We start from the raw sequence: 19,652 nt of genomic DNA, 5'->3' as shown, positions 1-19,652 counted from the left end.
CTATAAGTAGAGCAGGATGATAGAGCCCTTGTTCAGCTTAACCCTCAACCCCTTCCCAGCTCTGTAAATGTATTCACCGAGGTCGTCGCTCGTAGTGCTTGGAATAAGGAATAGCTGGTTCTCCAGCTCCCTGCTGAGGCGCCCCAGCTCTTCAGGCTCTCCGGGACCGTTGTAGACCGCGAGGCGGCATTGGAACAGGTCTCTGAGCGTGAGCCAGTCGATGATTATCGGGGCCTTCGGCGTCATCCTCTCTTCTCCTCTCTCAACGAAGCGTCTCAAATCGTCAGCCCTATCCCCATTGCACTTGATCCTTATCTCGCTTCTGCCGATGCTCTTGATAAGCGGGTACCCGTTGTAAGCCGTGACCTCATAGTTCCTTATTAGTGTCCCGAGGTCCTCGCCTCTGCTATAGCACTTAACCTCGCCCTGGATCTCGCGGCAGTAGGTTACGCTCGGACCGGAGGACCTGAACATCAGCAGGGTGCCCACGTGGTCCGGGGCCGCAATGATTCTCAGGTTCTGTAGTGAGGTGCGTAGTTTTTCGGCGTGGCTCGCTATATCTCCGTATCTTGCGCCCGAGAGTCTGAAGTGGAGGGCTAACCCGATGAGCTTCAACACGCTCTCCCTCACGGATATTATTCCACGGTACACCGTTTCGTAGCCTGTCGGTATCTTCCTCATGAGCGGTTTCCCTGTCTTCTCAGCCCACTCGGCTAGCTCATAGTAGCTCACCTTCTTCTTCGCGAAAACGCTGTCCTCCGCTACGCCCTCAAGCTCCTTCTCTGCCATTGGCACGAGAACCGTGCTCTCCTCTCTAAGCCTCCTACCTACCCTACTGATCGACTGAAGGAAGTCTACAGCCGAGACTCTAGCCACCACACCAAAGGAGACTCCCGGGAACTCGACGCCCTGCCCTATTTTAGCGCCGGTTCCGACCACGAGTAGGCTTCCGCTAACTTCGTATGCAGGCACCTCCTCGCATACGTCTTCACGTGGCATCGAGTACAGACATATCGGCTTAACCCCGGTTTCGCTGTACAGCTTCTCCGCAAAGACCTCTGCGTGTGATACCTTTTCGAGTATGACCGCCCCCTTGCCGCGACCCTCTTTAAGCTTCTCTACGAACTTCCTGAACCTCGGCGTCGATATCAGTTCGTAGGCTCGCCTGCTCGCACCGTAGAGCCTAGCGATCTGGTTTCCCCCATCTTCGCCCACCTCCGCGAAGACCAGCTTAATTGGTCCTCTGACCAGCTCGTCCGCATCCCCTCTCTCCTTAACGTACCTGAGCCCATCGATACGGTGAACAGGCGCCATACCCACCTCTTTTGCTAGCTCCTCCTGGAAGTCCGTGCTGGGTGTGGCCGACGATAGGATTACCCTCCCGCTCCATCCGCGCACGGTGGTCAGCGTGTAGAGTAGAGCCTTGAACGACGACAGCTCATAGTAGCCGTACAGGTGGTATTCGTCGATGAACAGCGACGACCTTCTGCAGGGGAGGAAGGCTCTGACCATCTTCTCGAGCTCGGCTCTACTCATGCCCAGCCTCCTCATTAGCTCGTCGAACTCTTCGTAGCTACGCGGTAGCTCTCCTCTAAGTAGAACGTGGTGGATGAGCCTGCCTGCGAGGTCGATGTTGCGGTAAGCGTAGAGTGTGAGCAGGAAGAAGGTATCCGGGGTGGCTAGGACGACGACGTATCCGTCTTCACTTATGCTCGCCAGCCTGTCCGAGGCCTCTATCAGTACGTCGAGCTTGCCGCGGTCGGCTACCGCCTTGACCACGTCCCCGCTCATCCCGACAATATATACCTTGCTGACTCGTCTGCCGAACAGGTCAACGCTTCTGTCAGACACGTAGATGTTCATCGGGACGTAGTTTTCAGGAACAGCTCCGGTCCTGCAGTAGTCGTAGAGCAGCGTTTCCTTTGGTTGCATCCCGATGTGGTTCACGATGAAGTTGTGCAACCCCGCCACCTGGCTACGCAGTAACTCGTTACTGGGGTACAGCCCAATCGATACGCCGCGCTCCCCGTCCGTTAGGAGCGTCGCCGTTTTACCGGAGCCTGTGGGGGCGGATAGAACCACGAACCCGTCCGTGACGTCGGCTACCTCTTTCTGAAACTTTCTAACTCTTATATCGCCGAGTTGCTCGCTGGACGATTCAACGTAGACGGGGGTGAGCATGACCTCGTGCTCGTACACGGAAAAGCGCCTCCACGATTAGGTGGAGATGAAAAAGGGTATGGGCTTGAGGATCCTCTCCCTATTGGTGCGTATCTCGAGAGCTTTGGTGAAGACCCCGGATAAGGCTATGTCTCCAGCATAGTGCTTGAGCACGACGAGACTGCTACTCACGGTCTCGGGCGGGACATCGGCTACGTTGAAAGGCGAGGACACGGCTACGGGGCGGTCCACTGCTTCGACACGTGCTTCCTGGACGTAGGTTGTCCTCCACACGCCGTACCTCTTTGCCCCGAGTCTCAGGTAGAGCTCCCTGGGTAGCCCTCTGTCCCTCGGGACCACGACCACAGTTTTACCTCTCGTGCCCGGGGCGAAGGCATTGTACGTAGCCATGATAGGTACGGCTAGCCTTGTCTGCTGTTTGTAGACCAGGTAGTCGGACTCGGACATGCTCAGCAGAAGCTTCTTGTAGAACACTCTATCGAGTAGCATCGGGTAGGCATAAACCATCGCCTCCGAGAACATGGTAGACGGCGGTCCAACCCTCTTGTACTCGTTGTACTTAGAAATGTACGACCCCTCGACTATTTGTCCCTGTAGCGCCAGCACCAGAGGGTAGTTGTGCACCAATGGTAGCGGCGTCTGGACGAAGGTTTTGAGGTGCGGCTGGGCTATGGTTGAGAACCACATGATGCTGTGTAGCTCTAACTCCACTACGTAGAACCTCAGCTCATCGACGCTGTACCTCTCGTTGGCGATCATCGAGCCTCCTCTTTACCTTTTCCCTTAGACTTCTTCTCCTTCTTCCCGCCTTTCCCTGTCTTGGGCTCTGCTCTAGCGATATACTTTACTACGTTGTCAGAGTACCAGTAGTTGTCCTCTCCCCATATTTTAGCTATCTCATCGTCAGAGACGGCCGCCACCGTGTCTAGGCTGTCGATCCCCGCCTTTTCGTCGATCACGACATCAAACCCCTTACCCTTTATGTAGTTAGCAACCTCCTTGACAACCACCTCTGGCTCGACCAGCGCGCCTCCGGTTTTCTCCAGTACGTGTCTAGCTATATCGTAGCTGCTAATGGTTTCCCTATCGCCCGCTCTCAGCCCAACGATTATCACCTGCACGGAGCCGTACTTCGTTTCACCGCCCCCCATCCTGCTTATCGTCGCCAGCGAGTGTAGCACTAGCTTCGCCTCCCTCTCCGTGACATCGTACATCGCGAGCTTACCTACGAAGACGGTCCCTGGCACTATGTGAGGCTCCTCGTATAAGCTCCTACCGGTGTAGCTCACCCCATCGCCGACCTTATTATGAGTTAACTCGACTACGCACTTCTCGTAGGGAACCGTGGCGAACGCTATGTCGTGGACCACTCTGCTCTTGATGCCGTACGATGTCGATGCAAGCCCGTGTTCATTCTCTGTTATTATCGCTCCGAGGATGTTGCACGCCGGGCAGAACCCGCACATCCCTAGGTCTGTCTCTCCCTCACCGCTGGGGGGCATGATGAAGCAGTTCCAGGAGCCGTCCTCTCCCAACTTATTGAACCCTAGCTCCCTGTACCTCTTCACCTGCTTCTTGACTTCATCGTTGAACTCGCTCCTTAGTATTTCCAGCATCCTCCTCCTGAGCTTCGCCTGTATCTTCTCTGGCAGTATGGCAGGCACTTCTACGTATGATTTGTTAGCGTCGTGTCCGCCCTCCGACGGCGTGGAGCTCTCCTTCCTTAGAGTGATACCGATGGTTGTTACATCACCGGCTCCTTCGGTTCTGAAGAGCGGAATACCCTTGCCTACCACAGCGTATATTACCTCTATTTTCTTGCCTTTTGCGAATATTCTATCCTGCTCATTCGGGTTTCTCAGATAGCTGCTTTTCTCCTTCAGGAGCTCAGACAGATTCTTGAGCTGCTGACTCATTCTACCTCCTCTCCTATACTCTCCTCCAGGACCTCGGATACTTTTTTCTTATATTCGAACGTCTCGCTAGCGGTGGCTATATTGTAGAGGTTCTCAACAGTTAGGTTCACCGACCGCCTTCTCCACATCAGCGATAGCCCTTTGGCCAACTCTACCGTCTCGATCAACAGTTTCCTCAACAACTCTCTGTAAGCTCTGTTCAACGCGTCGCTCTTAAACGGTGGGTTGGTGTACACCACGCTGACTAGAGCCTCGTCGACGGTTCTAATCAGCGGTGACCTCAGCGCTAGCTCCAGCGCTCTCCTAACCTCCTTGGTTACCTCGTGTACTGATGCCCCCCTAGACGCTTTAACTGAAAGTAACCTGCCTAAAGCTAGCACTACCTGCTCCCTCGTAGCTTTGGACACGTTTTTCACCCCTAGGGCTTCTAACACGCTTTTCGTTTTCTCATCTAGAGAGGGTTCACTCACGCCATATCCGCCCCTCCATCTACCCCTCCTTACCCCCACGTGCCCGACCTAGGGCTACGTGATGGGCGAGGGGCTCGAGCCTGCTTGAAGAGGCTGACCGGGTTTTCCCTAAACTCAAGGTAGGTAGACAGCACGGTTCTCCCCACACTATGCTTCAACAGCAGGTCTCTATGCATAAGATACGGATACCTCAGGTACTCCATGACGAGCTTGGTCCTGTCGTCTGTTAGTTTCGTGCCTCTGCGAGCGCTCAGCTTGGCGTCGAGGCTGTCGATAATTGATAGCAGAGCGACTAAGAGGGGTGTTTGATCCCTCACCTCCTTACTCGCAGGGTCTAAGTCGTATAGGGGGTAGGCTGGGCTCAGCAACCTCCTCTCCGTTAGGGGATCTATCTTGTTCGAAAACTTAACCGGGTATACACCAGTGAACAGGATAACCCTTGCGAGGCTAGATAGACAGGTGGCCATCGTTTCAAGCTCTCCGTCTATCTGTGGAATCACTTCGAAGTGTAACGCCCACGTCGAGTCAACCAGTATTGATTCATCTGTACTCTTGGTGTACTCCGTAACGTGTTCAGCGTATTTCTCGGGGTCAATATAGGACTCTTCAACTAAGCTGACAAAGCTCTCCCCATCGCCTCGTGAGGTAGCTGTGGACAGTATCCTGTGAGCTATAGCTGACAGCGATCTCGCTACCTCGTAGTGTGTGGGTAGGGGGAAGTACAGTACCGCGAAGTAGTCAGCCGACTTGATATTATTACCGTGCATCATACAGTAGACCTCGTAGGCGTCTAGAACGCAGAGGGGGCAGGAAACAATCCCGTAATCGCGCCAATTGTCTCCGCGGAAGAGGTAGTTCAAGTTAACTCCGACCGCAGGGGCTCTCGTGTTCCATCTCTCCATACTGCTTGAAGCGTACTGAAGGTAGCCGATAACTGCTGGATGAATAGATTCGACTACTGGTAGACCGCAGAACACGCACCTGCAGCCCGAACCTTTGTCCTCCCACGATACGTTCGCTAAGTCTATGTTGAGGAGAAGCTCTCGTGCGGACTTACCGAGAGGTATCTTATTGCTGGAGCCGCGGAGGAAAAGTTCTCGTCGCATCCTCTCATCGAAGGTGTCTCTTGACAGTGTGGGTGCACGCTTCTTGACGCTCTCGTAGATGATATCGTACTGCTCTGCATCTACTCTAAAGACGTTGATGTCTATCTGTATCCGCGGTACCTCCGTGTTAGATGCCACTATTAATCCGTCTCTCGCAAGTATGGGGACGGCAGATATCTTGCTGAGGGTCCTCACCACCTCGGAGTATATCCCAGACCTCAGCGCCACCTGTGGAAGTAGCACCGAGAAAACAGATATGTTGAGAGATCGCAACAGCTTCCGCAACTTCTCGTCTAGCCTGCTCGATCGCTCTATTATCCTCTGCTCGACAATGAGGGCCGAAGGGGCTCCGGCAATTGTATCTGCGAGCCACATGCTTAGGCCGGCGACGGGGTGCTTGCCAGCCCATATGCCCGGGTTCTCAGCGACGTTGTACCTAGTCGCCTCGTTAACTATGACATCAACGATCTTTTTCTCGACGCCGCGCTCTTCGAGAACGCGCTTTAATATTTCCTCCCCACTCCCGACGGTAAGTCCAACGCTATCCCCCTTCTGGTAATAGTCGTGGGTTAGACCGGCATATGTAGCTAGTTCGACCTCGTCCGCGTTGTCGGTGAGCAACTCAGCAATACCTCCAGCAATCGATGCGACGCTGAGCGAGTGGTAGAGAGCGGAGGATGGAATCGTGTACTTCCAGCTGACGAGACCTATGAATGGGGGGAACAGCGTACAGGCGGTCTCGATCAGACTTCGTAACTTCATCATTAGTCTCCGAGGAACATGTATTCGTTCACAATACTTATAAGCTTTTCTGTGTAATATGCGCATCGAAGGTGAGTAAATGAACATGAAGCTCGCAATCTTCATAGTGGGGTTTGATGAGAAGCTCGTCATCAGGGCTGGATTCAGGGTCGGGCTACAGCCCGGGGACACCGCTCTCTTGGTCTACAGCCTGAGCGGAAGCGATTACGAGAGGCAGAAGGTCTCAAATGCGGTTAGCGTGGTCAAGAGCGTCTTCTCGTCCGCCGGCGTAGCGGTCAAGGAGCTGGTGCTGGACGCTAACAACTTCGGTAGAGACGCCTCAGCTCTCGTGGACGCGCTAAGGGAGCTGAGACCCGAGAGGCTAGTGATGTCCCTCGGTAGCGGGATGAGGTATCTCGGTCTCGTTGTCATCTACGCGTCCCTCATCTACAGAGAGCTAGTGAAGGGCGTAGAGCTCGCGGTTCACGCGGCGAGGGAGGACGGGCTATACGATGTAGCCCTGAGCCTCGAAACCGTGAGGCTCTGCGTCGGCAGGAGCGAGCTGAGGATGATATGTCTGGTTGGGGACAGAGTTGAGAGAGACCTCGTGGTTAAAGAGGCGTGCGGTGAGGCGGGGAAATCGCCGTCAACGATATACATGCTGCTGCGGAGGATGGCGAAGAGGGGGCTGATACAGCTGAGGGATAATACCGTAGAGCTGACACCGCTCGGGGAAGCCCTGCGCTACGCGTTCTGCGGTGAGCGCGGTTGAGCGTCGCCGACGGCGCGGTACTTGCGCTCAGAGTCTACATGGAGAGTAACGGCTACATCTACAACTACACGGGCAAGCTGACCAAGACGTTGGTGCTTACGGAGGCTCCGGAGCTTGAGCCCCTCTTCAGACCGTCAAAGGGGTTCTTCAAGCTCCTAAGGGTGAGCCCGCCTCTAAGTGGAAACAGCTCGGTCATACCAGTCTACGAGGTGACACGAAATAACAAAGAACTGAGGCCGGTGCTTCTAAGGGGCGAGTACGTCGTTGAGGTCGGAGCGAACGGCGATACCGTCAGGTTGCTCTACAACCGGTTCAAGCAGATTGAGGGGGTCAGGACCAGGCTGAAGTTCGAGAACGCGGTCGTGAGCTATACGGTAGAGGATGCCAGCATACACACTCCACAAGATAACAAAGAACTAGAAGAAAAACTGAAAACTATAGTCGTGAGGACCCTGAGCCCAGCGCTGCTTCCACACCCGCTAGTGCCAACACAGCACGTCAGAAGGTTTACCACCAGCCCGGGCGTGTTCTTCTGGGTCCCTTACATGATTGCGCAGGGGACGCTCAGCCTCGATCCTCACAAAGCATTTCAAGCCGCGGTGGAGCTCGAGTCCTGCCTAGCGGAGCACTACTCAACCAAGCAGAAAGCCGTGTTCGTGAACTACGACAACAACCGAGAGCCGACACTAACAGCGAAAGCGAAGTACATCGTCTTAACAAGAGAGAAGAGGTGCGAGGAGATAGTCAAGAGAACGCTACAAACAGCAAGGATCTACGGGATAGGGGCAAGTAGAGCCAATGGCTTTGGAACAATAACCATAGCACCACAAAAAATAAAAATAGAAACCAAAAGATAAACGGAGGTGAGCTACTCGCGTCGATTCTCGTGGGCGGGGCTCGCCCTCTCGCCCGAACCTCTATAAACCTTGGGTGAGAACGGGAGAGTAGATGAAAAGCGCCACGCGAGAGACCTCGCAAAATAACAAAGAACTAAAAGGATCGCTCTCGATCGACAAATCACCACGTAACGCACGCAAAATAACAAAGAACTAAAAGTATTGTACCGCGCGCGGCGTTTCTTGTTTTTCGGTTAACGCAAAATAACAAAGAACTAAAAGACCCGAGGATTCATCCCGAGGATCCGGCCGATCACGCAAAATAACAAAGAACTAAAAGTTTGTAACTTACCTCTTGAAACAAGGAGTTAATCCGGCGCAAAATAACAAAGAACTAAAAGATGATTCAGGAGAAGGAGGCATCGTGGCTGCTAAAGCGCAAAATAACAAAGAACTAAAAGTCCTCGGGGGGCTCCGTTCTCAACTCGTCTCTTCTCGCAAAATAACAAAGAACTAAAAGCGAAGCCCGCGACTCTCCCCGACCTCTTTAGGAGCTCGCAAAATAACAAAGAACTAAAAGACAAATCCCGGGGGCACCACGTAAACCTCTCCGGCTACGCAAAATAACAAAGAACTAAAAGCGGATTTCCGAGGCCGTGCGAGCCTTCAAGAGGTTTGTAACGCAAAATAACAAAGAACTAAAAGTGAGCCTGAGTCCGTTGCGGCCGTCTCGCGGGCCCGCGCAAAATAACAAAGAACTAAAAGCGGCCCCAAGCGATGAGGAGCTCGAGCGGGCCCTGCGCGCAAAATAACAAAGAACTAAAAGTGCGCGAGCGCGTGTGCCAGGTGTGTCCACATTTCGCGCAAAATAACAAAGAACTAAAAGAGCCGGCGCCGCGCGTACTCATAATCTATTCCCTTACGCAAAATAACAAAGAACTAAAAGAGGTTGATCTACATCACGTGCCCGAGCTGTCGCAAACGCAAAATAACAAAGAACTAAAAGAGCTCCTCCGCTACCTCATTTAGAGTCAACAAGATCCGCAAAATAACAAAGAACTAAAAGGGATCCCTCCTCCGGGGGACCCTCCTCGGGGGCCTATCGCAAAATAACAAAGAACTAAAAGACAATATTTCCTTGACCGACGACTGGGAGATCCCGACGCAAAATAACAAAGAACTAAAAGTTTCGCCGACGGGGCAGCCGAGGATCTGGGAGAGCACGCAAAATAACAAAGAACTAAAAGAGAGGAGATTGGTCCGATGCCCGAAATGTGGCCACCCGCAAAATAACAAAGAACTAAAAGAGTTGTTTGAGATGGCGGAGCTCGAGAGAAAGAACCGCAAAATAACAAAGAACTAAAAGTTAACGAGAGAATTTTCGAGATCGGTTTAAACACAACGCAAAATAACAAAGAACTAAAAGACGTCGCGCGTCACTCGAAGGGCCTTTATCTCGCCCACGCAAAATAACAAAGAACTAAAAGAGGCGATATTCTCCAGACTAAGAGAGAGAATCCTCGGCGCAAAATAACAAAGAACTAAAAGCGAAGACTTTCGTCTCCTTGAAGTGCTCTCCGACATCGCAAAATAACAAAGAACTAAAAGGATATACTGCATCTGGCGTTGTTCCTCCATGGGAGTCGCAAAATAACAAAGAACTAAAAGGGCCGACCTGATCAAGAGGCTGCTCTCGCCGATGGACGCAAAATAACAAAGAACTAAAAGATCCTCCTCGGGAGGCCCAGCGCGCGCGCGGCCCTCGTCGCAAAATAACAAAGAACTAAAAGACATTCCCGCTCCCCTCCACAAAATTGCAGATACCGTCGCAAAATAACAAAGAACTAAAAGAGCTTGAGGTCCCTCGAGCTGGGATCGAGGACGGCGCAAAATAACAAAGAACTAAAAGTGGTCCTCTTGGTCTCGATACCGAGGGAGAGGAGGACGCAAAATAACAAAGAACTAAAAGCCGACAATTACTATTGGTGGGACACGGATCTCCAGCCCGCAAAATAACAAAGAACTAAAAGCTGGGGAGAATCCAGAGCACGTTTCCATATCTCTTCGCAAAATAACAAAGAACTAAAAGATTGTATCAATAGGATAAGGGCATAGCATCTGCCGACGCAAAATAACAAAGAACTAAAAGTTCGTGATTTCCTCTCGACCCTCGGCCTGGCCCTCCGCAAAATAACAAAGAACTAAAAGAGGGTGCTCATCCTCTCACCTCCAAAATGTGGGGGGCGCAAAATAACAAAGAACTAAAAGCCTTCTAGGGGTAAGGTAAACTTTGCCTCAGTGGGACGCAAAATAACAAAGAACTAAAAGTCAAGATTTACACTGCAGTACTCTGAGATTTCCATCGCAAAATAACAAAGAACTAAAAGGTATATTGAGGTTTTTATACCATAGGAGCGAAGATGGAACATACTGGTAGGTCGAGCAAGGCTCGGAGTTCAGCACATGCATTGGGGAGACGCCCTACGGTAGCGTAAGCTTTTGAATAGAGTTTAAACCTAGCAGGGACGCCCATATGCGAGGCACGTTTAAACTCCATGACAAGATCATCTATGTTTCTACAGGTAGACGCATACCCGCTAGGCCTGATATTATTGTAGTAGTTAGAGGCTATTACGAGAATACGAGAGACCTCGTTAGCTCTGGAAAGGATATAGAAGTCCTTGTAGAGTATAAAGAGGATCCCTTCAATAGATGGGAAAACGAAATAAGCTCACAAATCTTACCGTACTTGCACACCTTCGGACTGAGTACATTCATTTTAGCCTCTCTGCGACGTGTTCCAGAACATGTGAAGGACTTCCTCGATAGGAAGGGGGTAATAGTGATTGACAAACTTAGACCTCGTAGTTCAAGTGTTAGGCTGCTGCACGAGATCTTCTCCTCGCAATTCTCTCGATATTGATTAAATGATTGTGAAGATAGCACATCAATACCTTTAACTAAAAAAGCTTTAAAGCGAAAAGTAAAGCTATTTATTTGCTCTTCATTGCAATCGACTCACCCGAGGAATTTAAACCGAGCTCTTTTCGGTCTTTTCCTGCCGCTGCGTGGTCTCTCCAGTTTGGGTAGGCGGAAACCCCGACGGAGCCTCTCGGTGAACATTCCTATAACCCCTCTAAGCGCTGATCTCTCTGTGAGCGCTTTATCGGGTTCCGCAGTTCGGTCTTCGCGCTGCCGTCGCGGCGTCCGCCGATGCTAGCCGCCCTCCCGCAGATTTTTAAACGCGGCGATCAACGCGGATTTCTTGGTGCACTAATATATGAATTCAGGTGCACCAGTGCTGGATAGGGGGAGGCTGAGGGTATGTAGGCTGCTGAGGCGCATTCCCGCTCTAGAATTCTACAGAGTGGACGACCCGGGCGCGCACCTGGACCTCGTGAAAAGCTCTATCGGCAGAACCGTAGGCGTCTACGTCCACGTCCCCTTCTGTAGGTACACGTGCGCGTTTTGCCCGTACAATCGATACGTGTTGAGGGATAGAGGTGAGATTGAGAAGTACTTTAGAGCGTTGATGAGGGAGGTGAGCGTCTACGGCGAGCTCGTGGAGGGGGCGGGCCTGACCGTCGCGGAGATGCACGTGGGCGGCGGAACGCCGAGCCTCGTCCCCCCGAGACTGTACGGGGAGCTCCTGCGTCACCTGTCTCAGTTCTTCGAGGTCAAGTGCGGTCTCGGCATCGAGGTCAACCCCGAGGACTTCAGGCGCTACGAAGACGTGGAGGAGTTCTACTCGGCGGGCGTCGACGAGGTGAGCATAGGCGTTCAAAGCTTCGACGAGAGGATACTGAAGTCCTTGGGCAGAAAGCACCTGCCGGAGGACGGCGTTAACGCTATCGAGAACTCCCTCGAGGCGGGCTTTAAGTGGGTTAACGTGGACCTGATGTTTCTCGCCCCGAGCATCGACGGCCGCGTGGAGCTCGCTTTGGGGGAGAAGGTGAGGGCCTTCAGAGAGGACCTGGAGAAGAGCCACGAGCTGGGGGTTCACCAGATAACGTTCTACCCGACGATAATACCGAGGTACTCCCCGGGGTACAGGCTCGTCGAGCTCGGGAGGGTGCGTCAGGAGATAGACTCTATCGACAGATTCGTCGATGAGGCGATAGGCTTCGCCGAGGACCGCCGTCTGCACATCGTCAGGGTCTATTCCGTCTCCATCAAGCCCTACGAGTACGCGACGGTAAACCTGGAGATGGTGGGTCCTCTGCTCGGCTTCGGGGCGGGCGCGTGGAGCAACACCGGTCTCTACCAGTACGTCAACACTCACAGCGTGTCCCATTACATCGGTGCGGCCGAGAGGGGCGCGCCGCCGGCCATATACTCGCGAAGCATGAGCCCGTCCTCGAGAGCGTGGAGGCTGTTCTTCGATCAGCTCGCGGCGGCTAAGGTGAGCGAAGAGGCGTTCAGGTCCATAGGTCTAAGGGGCGTGCCGCTTAAGATGAGGCTCCTCCTAAAGGTCATGGAGTTAGAGGGCCTCGTTAGGAGGGCCGGAGACGCCTACAGGCTGACCAGGCGCGGCATCAGAGAGATGTACAGGGCTCTCACAAACTACATCATCGAGGTGCCCGTTAAAGCCACGGGGACGTTCATTCAGGTATCGAGATCGGGAGACCGCCCGGAGGTAATCAAATTGAGCTGAGGTCGCGCGTCGAGCCGGAGCCCCGCCCACTCGACCGGGCGGCCATTGGGCGGAGTTCGCGGGTCCTCTCGCTATCTCTGGCCGCTGAAGCGACGGAGAGCCCGAGGCGGTGAGGATCAACGAGACCCGCTCAGGGAAGCGACTAGAAAAGGAAAGGTTCAACTCATGTACTCGGTCTTATCGGGCAAACCGGCCTCTCGCAGAGCTCTCCTCCTGTTCGCGCAGCTCTCGCACGAGCCGCAGTGCTTCTCGAGCCCTCGATAACAGCTCCAGGTCTCGTAGATCAGATCCCCGATCAGCTCGTAGCACGACCTCAGGAGCTCGCTCTTCCCGATGCCGGCCGCGCTCGGGGCCCACAGCTCTATTCTCCTCTCGCCCCTGAAGTGGCATATCTTGAGAGAGGCCTCCAGGGCGAGGAGGCACTCGGGCGAGCAGTCGGGATATCTGGGCTCCCACGTGTCCTCCCTCGGCCTGACGTCATCGCGTTGGCTGCCCAGGATCACCAGCACTCGCTCGAGCCTCCTCGCGCTCAGGAGCGCGTAGGCGCGGGCCGCGGCGACCGCCGCCATGATCACGTTCCTTATCGGGACCACGACGGTCACGTCGTACTCCTCGGTCACTTCGACGCTCTCGTCCGTGAGCTGAGAGCCGACCCAGAGCCTCCCCAGCGGCTTCAGGTCGAGGACCGTTGGCTCCTCCACGCGCCCCCACTTCCTCTCGCCGGCGATCTCCCTCAGCCTCTCCACGATCCTCCGCAGAGCCTCCAGCTCGCGTTTCGCGGCCTTCTGGCCGTAGTCGAAGAAGAGGGGGGCAACGTCGCACCCTCTGCTGAGCCAATAGACCATCGAGCATACGCTATCCGGCCCGCCGCTGACCGCGGAGACGGCGAGGCATTCGCTCGAGGAGCTCAAGCGCATCGCCGAGCCGCCGAGCGTTGAGGCGTCCGGGGCTTTTTATGCGTGCCGCGGGGGCTCGCTCGGTCCCCGCTCCGCGGCCGCTCATCTCTTGGCGTAGAGCACGAGCTGGTCGGGGGAGCTCGGCGGGGCGTAGAGGGCGAGCTCGCCGAAGCCCTCTTCCTCGAGCAGCCTCTCGACGTCGGAGGGGTCTACCTCGTCCTCGTGAACCTCGACGACGAGCCTCTCGACCAGCCTCAGCTCCCGGCGCGAGCCCTCGAGGACCTCGAGCTCCGCCCCCTCTACGTCCATTTTCAGCAGGTCCACGGGGCCAAGCCTTCTGAGCAGCGCGCCGAGCTCGACGCAGACCACCTCGAGCTCCGCGACGACTTCCGTGTAGCGCTCGACGTGCTCTCTCGAGAGAGAGCTCACGGAGCCGTAGCGTCCGACGTAGAGGGCCCTCCTGCCCCTCCTCCCGCAGAGGGCCAGAGGCGCCGCGGAGGCCGGGCTCAGGCCGTTCAGCTCCAGATTGGTCCTCAAGTAGCCGAGGGCGAAGGGGTTCGGCTCGAGCGCCGTCAGCTCCGCCCGGGCTCCCCCGAGGGCTCGGGCAGCGGCCGAGTAGAGGCCCAGCGAGGCCCCCGCGTCCACGACCCTCCAGCCCGGCCGCGGAATGGACCAGGGCAGCTGGAAGTAATCGGCGTCGAGGAGCACGTGCTCGACGCTCTCGAGCACCTCGGGGAGCCACGAGGTCGGGATCGAGAATCTGAGCCCGTGGCCCGAGAACCTGACGCTGAGAGCTATGCTCCGAGCTCCGACGGCCCTCAGGAGAGGAGTGGCGGCCCGGAGAAGCGCGAGCGGGGGCCGGGGAGCGAGAGCTTTCACGGTAGCTGGAGAGATCTCCAGCTCCGAGGAGCTCTCTTGTAAGCGAACTCGTGGCCGCAGGCCGGGCACCTCACGTACTCGCAGTCTCCCAGCGTCGCCAGCGAGCAGGTCCTGCACGACACGATTCTCGAGTAGCCCACGTCGAATCTGAAGCCGCAGCGGGGACAGGTGACGGCCCCCGTGGCCAGCACACCCCCGCTCCTCGATTTGAGTGCCGAGAGAGGCTATTACGGTTTCCCGCGCGCTGACGTCAGCGCCTCCAGGAGCTCCAGCGGCCTCGGCTCGCGGCCGAGCGAGGAGGAGAGCTCCTCGAGCTCCCTCAGCGCTCGAGCGGCGGCCGGGCAGCTCTCGGGGGCGATCAGCCTCGGGAGCCCCTCTCCATCGTACGAGGCCATGGCCTCGGCCTGCTCGTCCTCGGTGGCCAAGGGGTAGGACAGACAAGCGTAGGGCTTGACCGGTTGCACGGAGCAGGCCCACCCGCGCAGGAGGGGGCAGGGGCGCGGCAGGACTCTAAGTCCCTCGACCTCCGAGAAGATGCTCGCGTCTACCCCCGCCTCGACTAGCTCCTCGAGGTCAAAGTCGTAGATCGGGAGCGGGGGGCCCTCGAGGCAGCACCGAGCGCCGCACGCCTCGCACTCGGAGGGCGTGGAGGGCGAGGTGTTCATGTAGAACTGCGCGACGAGCGCGTAGGCGGCGAACTTGATCTGGGGTAGGAACTCGTATCGCTCCAGCCGCTCTAGCACGCGCCTGAGCTCGCGGGGATCGCCCCTCAGGCCGAGCTTCGCCGCTCTATTGAGGTCGTCGAGTCCCAAGGCGCCTCCAGCTCCATTTCTCTCCTCGTCGGGGGATTCGCCGCGGACCGAGGCGGAGCTCAAGATCTCCCCCCGCGAGACGATTCGAGAGCCCTCGCGATCGCCTCTAGAACGTCGAGGGGCTCCACGCCTATCAGCGCGACCCCGCGCGAGCGCAGCTCTCTCTCGAGCAGCTCCGAGGCCCTCTCTAGCCCTAGAGCTGACAGAGATTTCGCGGGGCCCGCGACGATCTCCTCGAGCAGCTCGTAGCCCTCCTCGGGCTCCACGAAGAAGTCCCCGGAGATGAGCAGCCTCGTCGGCTCCCCGCGCTCGTCCAGCTCGACGCAGGCCTTGACGAGCTTGCCTCCGGGGCGCTTCTTCTCACCGCAGATCGCGCTCCCCACGGCCCACCGCCTCCGGCGAAGCGACGAGCCTCAGGGCCTCGACCTCCTCGGGCGAGAGGAGGCCGCGGACTTTCTCGAGGCACCAGAGGTTCCACTCGAGCCTGGAATACCTTCGCTCGTAGAGCTCTCGGGCCGCGCCGAGCTCGAGCTCGTCGGGGCCGCGCGGCTCGCTGAGCTCGGCCCCCAGGGCCTCGGCGAGGCTCTCGGCCACCGCCCTCCCCACCTCCAGCGGATCGACCCTCCTCCCCAGTTCTCTCTCGACCGTCGTAACCCTCCTGGGCCTGCTCGGCACGAAGCTCTTATCTGATAGCTTCTCCGGCGAGATCTTCAACACCCTCCACAGGACTTCTATGTCGCTCGAGACGAGCATCGCGCCGTGCACGAAGACCCTGCCGGCCGAGATCGAGGCCGCCATGCCGGATATCTTCAGACCTCCGGCCTCGACGTCGTTGAGGGGCCTGTAGGAGGCGCCCTCGACTCCGAGCCCCGAGAGGGCCTCGGCCACCGCCCTCCCCACGAGCTCGAAGGCCGAGCGAGCGTCCTCGACGCCGTGCCTCCTCCTATCGATCGTCAAGGCGTAGTTCAGATTGCCGAGGTCGTGGTAGACCGCTCCTCCCCCCGTGAACCTCCTCACGACTTTGACGCCGAGGGCCGCGCACTGGAGCGCGTCGACCTCGAGGGGCGCGCACTGGAGCCTTCCCACGACCACAGCCCTCTCGTTCCTCCAGAGCCTCAGGACCCCCGAGGCCCCCCCGCGAGGGCCGACGCGGTAGACCGCCTCCTCGAAGGCTAAGTTAAAGAAGGGGTCTCGAGGCCACTCGGCGACGATTAAGTCGAGCATATCGTCTCACGCGGAGAGGAGCTGAGCTCTGCGAGGAGTAAAAGCTTCCCCGCGGCCTCGAAGCTAAAAGGCGGGAACGAGAGGAGTCGTCCCTCGCCGGCCCCGCGAGGAGGGTGGCGAGAGATGACCGCTCCGGGAGGCAGAGTGACGCTCTCCGGCTATTACCTGGCCGAGGGGCCGCTGAGGCTGAAGGTCGTCCGCGGACTCGTCGAGGTGACGGGCAAGACGCTAGAGCCCGGCTCCGAAGTGGTCGTGCCGGCGGCCAAGGCCACGCTCGTCGAGACCGCGGAGAGCGAGGCCGAAGTCGAGGTGAGGGGGGGCTCTATGTCTAAGTGCGAATCCTCCACGGTGCCCCCGGAGTGGCGCTCCTTCATCGAGGAGCTCGCCAGCGAGAAGAGGGGGTTGACGTTGCTGGTGGGACCGGTCGACAGCGGCAAGACGTTCCTCGCGACGTACGCGGCAAATAAGCTCATGGGCTACTCGATAAGGGTCTCAGTGATCGACGGGGACGTGGGCCAGTCCAGCATAGGTCCCCCGACCACGGTCGGTCTGGGCGTCCTCGAGTCGCAGGTGGCATTCCTCGAGGAGGTGGAGCCTAGAGCGATGTACTTCGTGGGCTCCACGTCGCCTGCCGGACACCTGCTCCCGACGCTAGTTGGGATCGCGATGCTGCGCGAGATAGGCTCGAGCCTGAGCGACTCCGTGCTCGTGGACACGCCGGGCCTCGTCTTCGGGGGGCCCGCTCGAGCCCTCCACTATCACTTGGCTGAGAGCTTGAGGCCCACGAGAGTGGCTCTCCTTCAACACTCGCGCGAGCTCGAGCATTTGGCTAAGCTCCTTAAGAGCGTCGGCGTCGACGTGCTCGCGCTGCCGGCCTCTCCTTACGCGCGTAGGAGGAGCAGAGAGGAGCGCAGAGTTCTACGAGAGAGAGCGTTCTTCAATTACTTCGCGAGGAGGGGGGCGCGCGAGCTGCGCGTGGACCTGAAGCGCGTTCCTCTCTTGGGGTCTTTCATTGGGAGCGGCGAGGAGGCTCCCGATGAGCTGCGCCGGCTCGTCGAGGAGACGCTGAGGTGCCGCGTCAGCTATTGCGAGCTATCTACGGACTCTCTCGTCGTCGTAACAGATGGCGAGAGGAGCTCGGCGAGTCGCGAAGCCCTCGAGAGGTTGAAGGCGTCGCTCGAGCGCGGCGAGCAGGGCCCCGAGAGAGTAGTGAGGGTCCTGAAGAGGGGCTTCGAGGAGGGTCTCGTGGTCGGGCTCTTGGAGCGCGGAGGCCTCTGCGTAGAGGTCGGGGTGTTGAGGAAGCTGGACCTCGGCGAGCGAGCGGCGATCGTGTTGACCCCGCTCGGCTCGCTAGATCGCGTGACCGCGCTCAGGCTCGGGAGCGTCAGGCTCGACAGCAATTTGCGCGAGGTCGAGAGGCTGGATCCTGGCTTCGCGTGAATTTCGCGAGCAGCGAGGGGCGCCATGTCTAACAGGTCTTGGCTCATCGAGGGGAGGGCTCGGTGGTGCTACCTAGCCGTCGCGTTGCTCGGCTCCGGCAATGCCGCTTATTACGTCTATACGAGAGCGATCGTGGCGGCGAAGGTCGAGGACAGCTACGCCTTCGCCGTGATGCTAGGCGCCTTCGAGAGCTCTCCGGCCCTCCTGGCAGCGCTCTTAGCCTTCTACTTCGATAGAGCGGGGCGCAGGCTCTCCTCTCTGTTGGGCCTCGGCGGAGCCTGCGCCGCGATCTCGATGGGCCTCATCGATGTGAGACTCTACCCCTATGCCGCTTTCGCCGTCTTCCTGGCCGTGAGCTCCTATCAGTCGGTGCTCTACGGGGCCGTGCTGCACGAGGTCTCCGGCCGAGCGAGGTCCTTCGGCCTCTTCGGCGCGATGGGCTCGCTCGGTTGGTCCGTCGGAGGTTTGCTGCCCGGCCTCATTGTGGCAGCCGGAGGAGGGGAGAGAGCGGTCTTCGCCTCGGTCTCCGCTCTCTACGCTCTCTCCTCGCTCGTTGGTCTAGCCTCGATCCCCGAAGGGAGAGCCGCCGCTCCTCCCTCTCTCGCCGATCTGAGAGAGGGGCTGAGCCTCAATCTAGCGCGCCTAGTCGCTCTGCTGCTGGGCTCGGCGGGGCAGGGGATTCTGATCAGCGCGGCCGGCGTCAAGCTCTACCGACAGACGAGCGATCTGCTGACCTTCGGGGCGGCGGCCGCGACGCTCACGGGTCTCCCGAGCCTCGCGGCTAGACCGATAGCGGGGGCGGCCGTGGACTCCGTGGGTCCGCGCGGAGTCCTCCTCCTATCTCTATTGGGCTACGCCGCTCTGGCCCTGCTCCTCCCGAGCGCATCGGGGGCCTTCTACGTGGCTCTGTGGGCGCTCCCCGTGTATCCCTTCTACGAGGTCTCCAGCTACACGCTCCTCTCGAGACTCATGCCCCCGGCTCTCCAAGCTACCGCGGCAGGGCTCGTGGCCGCGAGCCTGTCGATTAGCGGCCTCGTGAACTACGCTCTATTTCTTGGAGCATTGCGGGGGAGAGGGTTCGCCGAGATGATGTCGTTCTCTCTCGCTCTGCTCGCTGCCTCCGCGGTCGTCCTCGCCGCGTGTCCGAGCGGCGCTCGTGGAACGGTTAAATCGCCGGCGCGAGAGAGATCCGGGGGCTCGAGTTGAGCGGGCGCATAGCGCGCGCCGCGGTAGGATCCGACGACAATTACGGCGTGGTCAAGTTCGTGGCGGAGTACCTCGCCTCTAAGGGGTTCGAGGTGATCCCCGTGGGCAGCCTGAAGACAGGGAAGCCGGAGCCCTGGCCTCTGGTCGGGTACGAAGTCGGGAAGCTCGTCAGCGGGGGAGAGGTCGCCTTCGGAGTGGTCGTATGCTATACCGGCACGGGTGTCTCGATAGCGGCCAACAAAGTCAGAGGGGTCCGAGCCGCTCTCTGCTTCGACGCCAAGACGGCTGAAGGCGCGAGGAGGTGGAACGACGCCAACGTTCTGGCTCTGAGCGCTAGGCTCCTCAGCCAAGAGCTTGCCAAGGAGATAATCGATGCGTGGCTATCCGTCGAGAGGCCCGACGAGTCCGAAAGCGAGAACATCAGAGTGATCGCGAGCCTGGAAGAGGCGGAGAGCGCTGGAGCCCGCCGCGCCGCTCGACGCGCTCGCAGAAAACGATCCGAGTGAGAGATCCGCGGGA

17 protein-coding genes and 1 CRISPR repeat array are annotated in these 19,652 nt (G+C 57.8%); of the genes, 6 read left to right on the top strand and 11 right to left on the bottom strand.

The features are described from left to right. The 5 genes from QXU97_05455 to QXU97_05435 all read right to left on the bottom strand — a co-directional run bounded on the left by QXU97_05455 (window position 1) and on the right by QXU97_05435 (window position 6,435). Window positions 1-2,199: a hypothetical protein gene (locus QXU97_05455; protein ID MEM4036035.1), complete on the bottom strand. Its 2,199-nt coding sequence runs from the start codon at window positions 2,197-2,199 to the stop codon at window positions 1-3. A gap of 18 nt (window positions 2,200-2,217) precedes the next feature. Next, on the bottom strand, window positions 2,218-2,940 hold the full coding sequence (locus tag QXU97_05450) for a hypothetical protein (GenBank protein ID MEM4036034.1): 723 nt from the start codon (window positions 2,938-2,940) through the stop codon (window positions 2,218-2,220). Continuing rightward, on the bottom strand, window positions 2,937-4,097 hold the full coding sequence (cas7d, locus tag QXU97_05445) for a type I-D CRISPR-associated protein Cas7/Csc2 (GenBank protein MEM4036033.1): 1,161 nt from the start codon (window positions 4,095-4,097) through the stop codon (window positions 2,937-2,939). Before cas7d ends, QXU97_05450 begins: the two co-directional genes overlap by 4 nt. After that, a complete protein-coding gene (locus QXU97_05440) occupies window positions 4,094-4,504 on the bottom strand; it encodes a hypothetical protein (protein MEM4036032.1) in 411 nt (136 codons plus the stop codon). The genes cas7d and QXU97_05440 overlap by 4 nt, the downstream gene beginning before the upstream one ends. 92 nt (window positions 4,505-4,596) lie before the next feature. Further along, a complete protein-coding gene (locus tag QXU97_05435; GenBank protein ID MEM4036031.1) occupies window positions 4,597-6,435 on the bottom strand; it encodes an HD domain-containing protein in 1,839 nt (612 codons plus the stop codon). Between the two features lie 85 nt (window positions 6,436-6,520). On the opposite strand from QXU97_05435, the gene QXU97_05430 reads away from it, so the two are divergent. The 3 genes from QXU97_05430 (at window position 6,521) to QXU97_05420 (ending at window position 12,676) form a co-directional block, all read left to right on the top strand. Further along, the gene (locus QXU97_05430) at window positions 6,521-7,186 is read left to right on the top strand and encodes a hypothetical protein (GenBank protein ID MEM4036030.1); all 666 of its coding nucleotides are present in this window, start codon (window positions 6,521-6,523) and stop codon (window positions 7,184-7,186) included. Continuing rightward, window positions 7,183-8,043, top strand: a complete 861-nt coding sequence (locus tag QXU97_05425; GenBank protein ID MEM4036029.1) for a hypothetical protein — start codon at window positions 7,183-7,185, stop codon at window positions 8,041-8,043. Before QXU97_05430 ends, QXU97_05425 begins: the two co-directional genes overlap by 4 nt. Window positions 8,044-8,159: 116 nt before the next feature. Continuing rightward, window positions 8,160-10,409: a CRISPR direct-repeat array (repeat unit 24 nt; unit sequence CGCAAAATAACAAAGAACTAAAAG). Between the two features lie 911 nt (window positions 10,410-11,320). Next, window positions 11,321-12,676, top strand: coding sequence for a radical SAM protein (locus QXU97_05420; protein MEM4036028.1), 1,356 nt, complete (start codon window positions 11,321-11,323; stop codon window positions 12,674-12,676). A gap of 158 nt (window positions 12,677-12,834) precedes the next feature. On the opposite strand, the gene QXU97_05415 is transcribed toward QXU97_05420, so the two are convergent. The 6 genes from QXU97_05415 to QXU97_05390 form a co-directional block, all read right to left on the bottom strand. Then, on the bottom strand, window positions 12,835-13,587 hold the full coding sequence (locus tag QXU97_05415; GenBank protein ID MEM4036027.1) for a 7-cyano-7-deazaguanine synthase: 753 nt from the start codon (window positions 13,585-13,587) through the stop codon (window positions 12,835-12,837). Window positions 13,588-13,674: 87 nt separating this feature from the next. Next, entirely contained in the window at window positions 13,675-14,451 is a 777-nt protein-coding gene (locus QXU97_05410) for an FkbM family methyltransferase (protein MEM4036026.1), read from the bottom strand. Next, on the bottom strand, window positions 14,448-14,642 hold the full coding sequence (locus QXU97_05405; protein MEM4036025.1) for a hypothetical protein: 195 nt from the start codon (window positions 14,640-14,642) through the stop codon (window positions 14,448-14,450). Before QXU97_05405 ends, QXU97_05410 begins: the two co-directional genes overlap by 4 nt. Before the next feature lie 36 nt (window positions 14,643-14,678). Beyond that, window positions 14,679-15,326, bottom strand: coding sequence for a YkgJ family cysteine cluster protein (locus tag QXU97_05400; GenBank protein MEM4036024.1), 648 nt, complete (start codon window positions 15,324-15,326; stop codon window positions 14,679-14,681). Then, window positions 15,323-15,646: a hypothetical protein gene (locus tag QXU97_05395; GenBank protein MEM4036023.1), complete on the bottom strand. Its 324-nt coding sequence runs from the start codon at window positions 15,644-15,646 to the stop codon at window positions 15,323-15,325. The genes QXU97_05400 and QXU97_05395 overlap by 4 nt, the downstream gene beginning before the upstream one ends. Further along, window positions 15,624-16,487 (bottom strand): biotin/lipoate A/B protein ligase family protein, encoded by an 864-nt coding sequence (locus tag QXU97_05390; GenBank protein MEM4036022.1) that lies wholly within the window; start codon window positions 16,485-16,487, stop codon window positions 15,624-15,626. The genes QXU97_05395 and QXU97_05390 overlap by 23 nt, the downstream gene beginning before the upstream one ends. 123 nt (window positions 16,488-16,610) lie before the next feature. Here QXU97_05390 and QXU97_05385 point away from each other — a divergent pair, with 123 nt between their 5' ends. The 3 genes from QXU97_05385 to QXU97_05375 are packed head-to-tail and all read left to right on the top strand — an operon-like array spanning window position 16,611 to window position 19,639. Then, window positions 16,611-17,927 (top strand): Clp1/GlmU family protein, encoded by a 1,317-nt coding sequence (locus tag QXU97_05385; GenBank protein MEM4036021.1) that lies wholly within the window; start codon window positions 16,611-16,613, stop codon window positions 17,925-17,927. A 24-nt stretch (window positions 17,928-17,951) separates the two neighbouring features. Continuing rightward, on the top strand, window positions 17,952-19,133 hold the full coding sequence (locus tag QXU97_05380) for an MFS transporter (GenBank protein ID MEM4036020.1): 1,182 nt from the start codon (window positions 17,952-17,954) through the stop codon (window positions 19,131-19,133). After that, window positions 19,130-19,639: an RpiB/LacA/LacB family sugar-phosphate isomerase gene (locus tag QXU97_05375; protein ID MEM4036019.1), complete on the top strand. Its 510-nt coding sequence runs from the start codon at window positions 19,130-19,132 to the stop codon at window positions 19,637-19,639. The genes QXU97_05380 and QXU97_05375 overlap by 4 nt, the downstream gene beginning before the upstream one ends. Window positions 19,640-19,652: the final 13 nt, after the last annotated feature.

The organism is Fervidicoccaceae archaeon (assembly GCA_038878695.1).
Classification (GTDB): domain Archaea; phylum Thermoproteota; class Thermoprotei_A; order Sulfolobales; family Fervidicoccaceae; genus JAVZVD01.
The sequence above is the reverse complement of the archived record's forward strand: the minus strand, read 5'-3'. Positions and strand labels throughout refer to the sequence as shown.

Bases quoted from the DNA above. Each gene is read 5' to 3' on its own strand.
- QXU97_05450 (MEM4036034.1), bottom strand. From the start codon at position 2,940: ATGATCGCCAACGAGAGGTACAGCGTCGATGAGCTGAGGTTCTACGTA.
- cas7d (MEM4036033.1), bottom strand. From the start codon at position 4,097: ATGAGTCAGCAGCTCAAGAATCTGTCTGAGCTCCTGAAGGAGAAAAGC.
- QXU97_05435 (MEM4036031.1), bottom strand. From the start codon at position 6,435: ATGAAGTTACGAAGTCTGATCGAGACCGCCTGTACGCTGTTCCCCCCA.
- QXU97_05430 (MEM4036030.1), top strand. From the start codon at position 6,521: ATGAAGCTCGCAATCTTCATAGTGGGGTTTGATGAGAAGCTCGTCATC.
- QXU97_05390 (MEM4036022.1), bottom strand. From the start codon at position 16,487: ATGCTCGACTTAATCGTCGCCGAGTGGCCTCGAGACCCCTTCTTTAAC.
- QXU97_05385 (MEM4036021.1), top strand. From the start codon at position 16,611: ATGACCGCTCCGGGAGGCAGAGTGACGCTCTCCGGCTATTACCTGGCC.
- QXU97_05380 (MEM4036020.1), top strand. From the start codon at position 17,952: ATGTCTAACAGGTCTTGGCTCATCGAGGGGAGGGCTCGGTGGTGCTAC.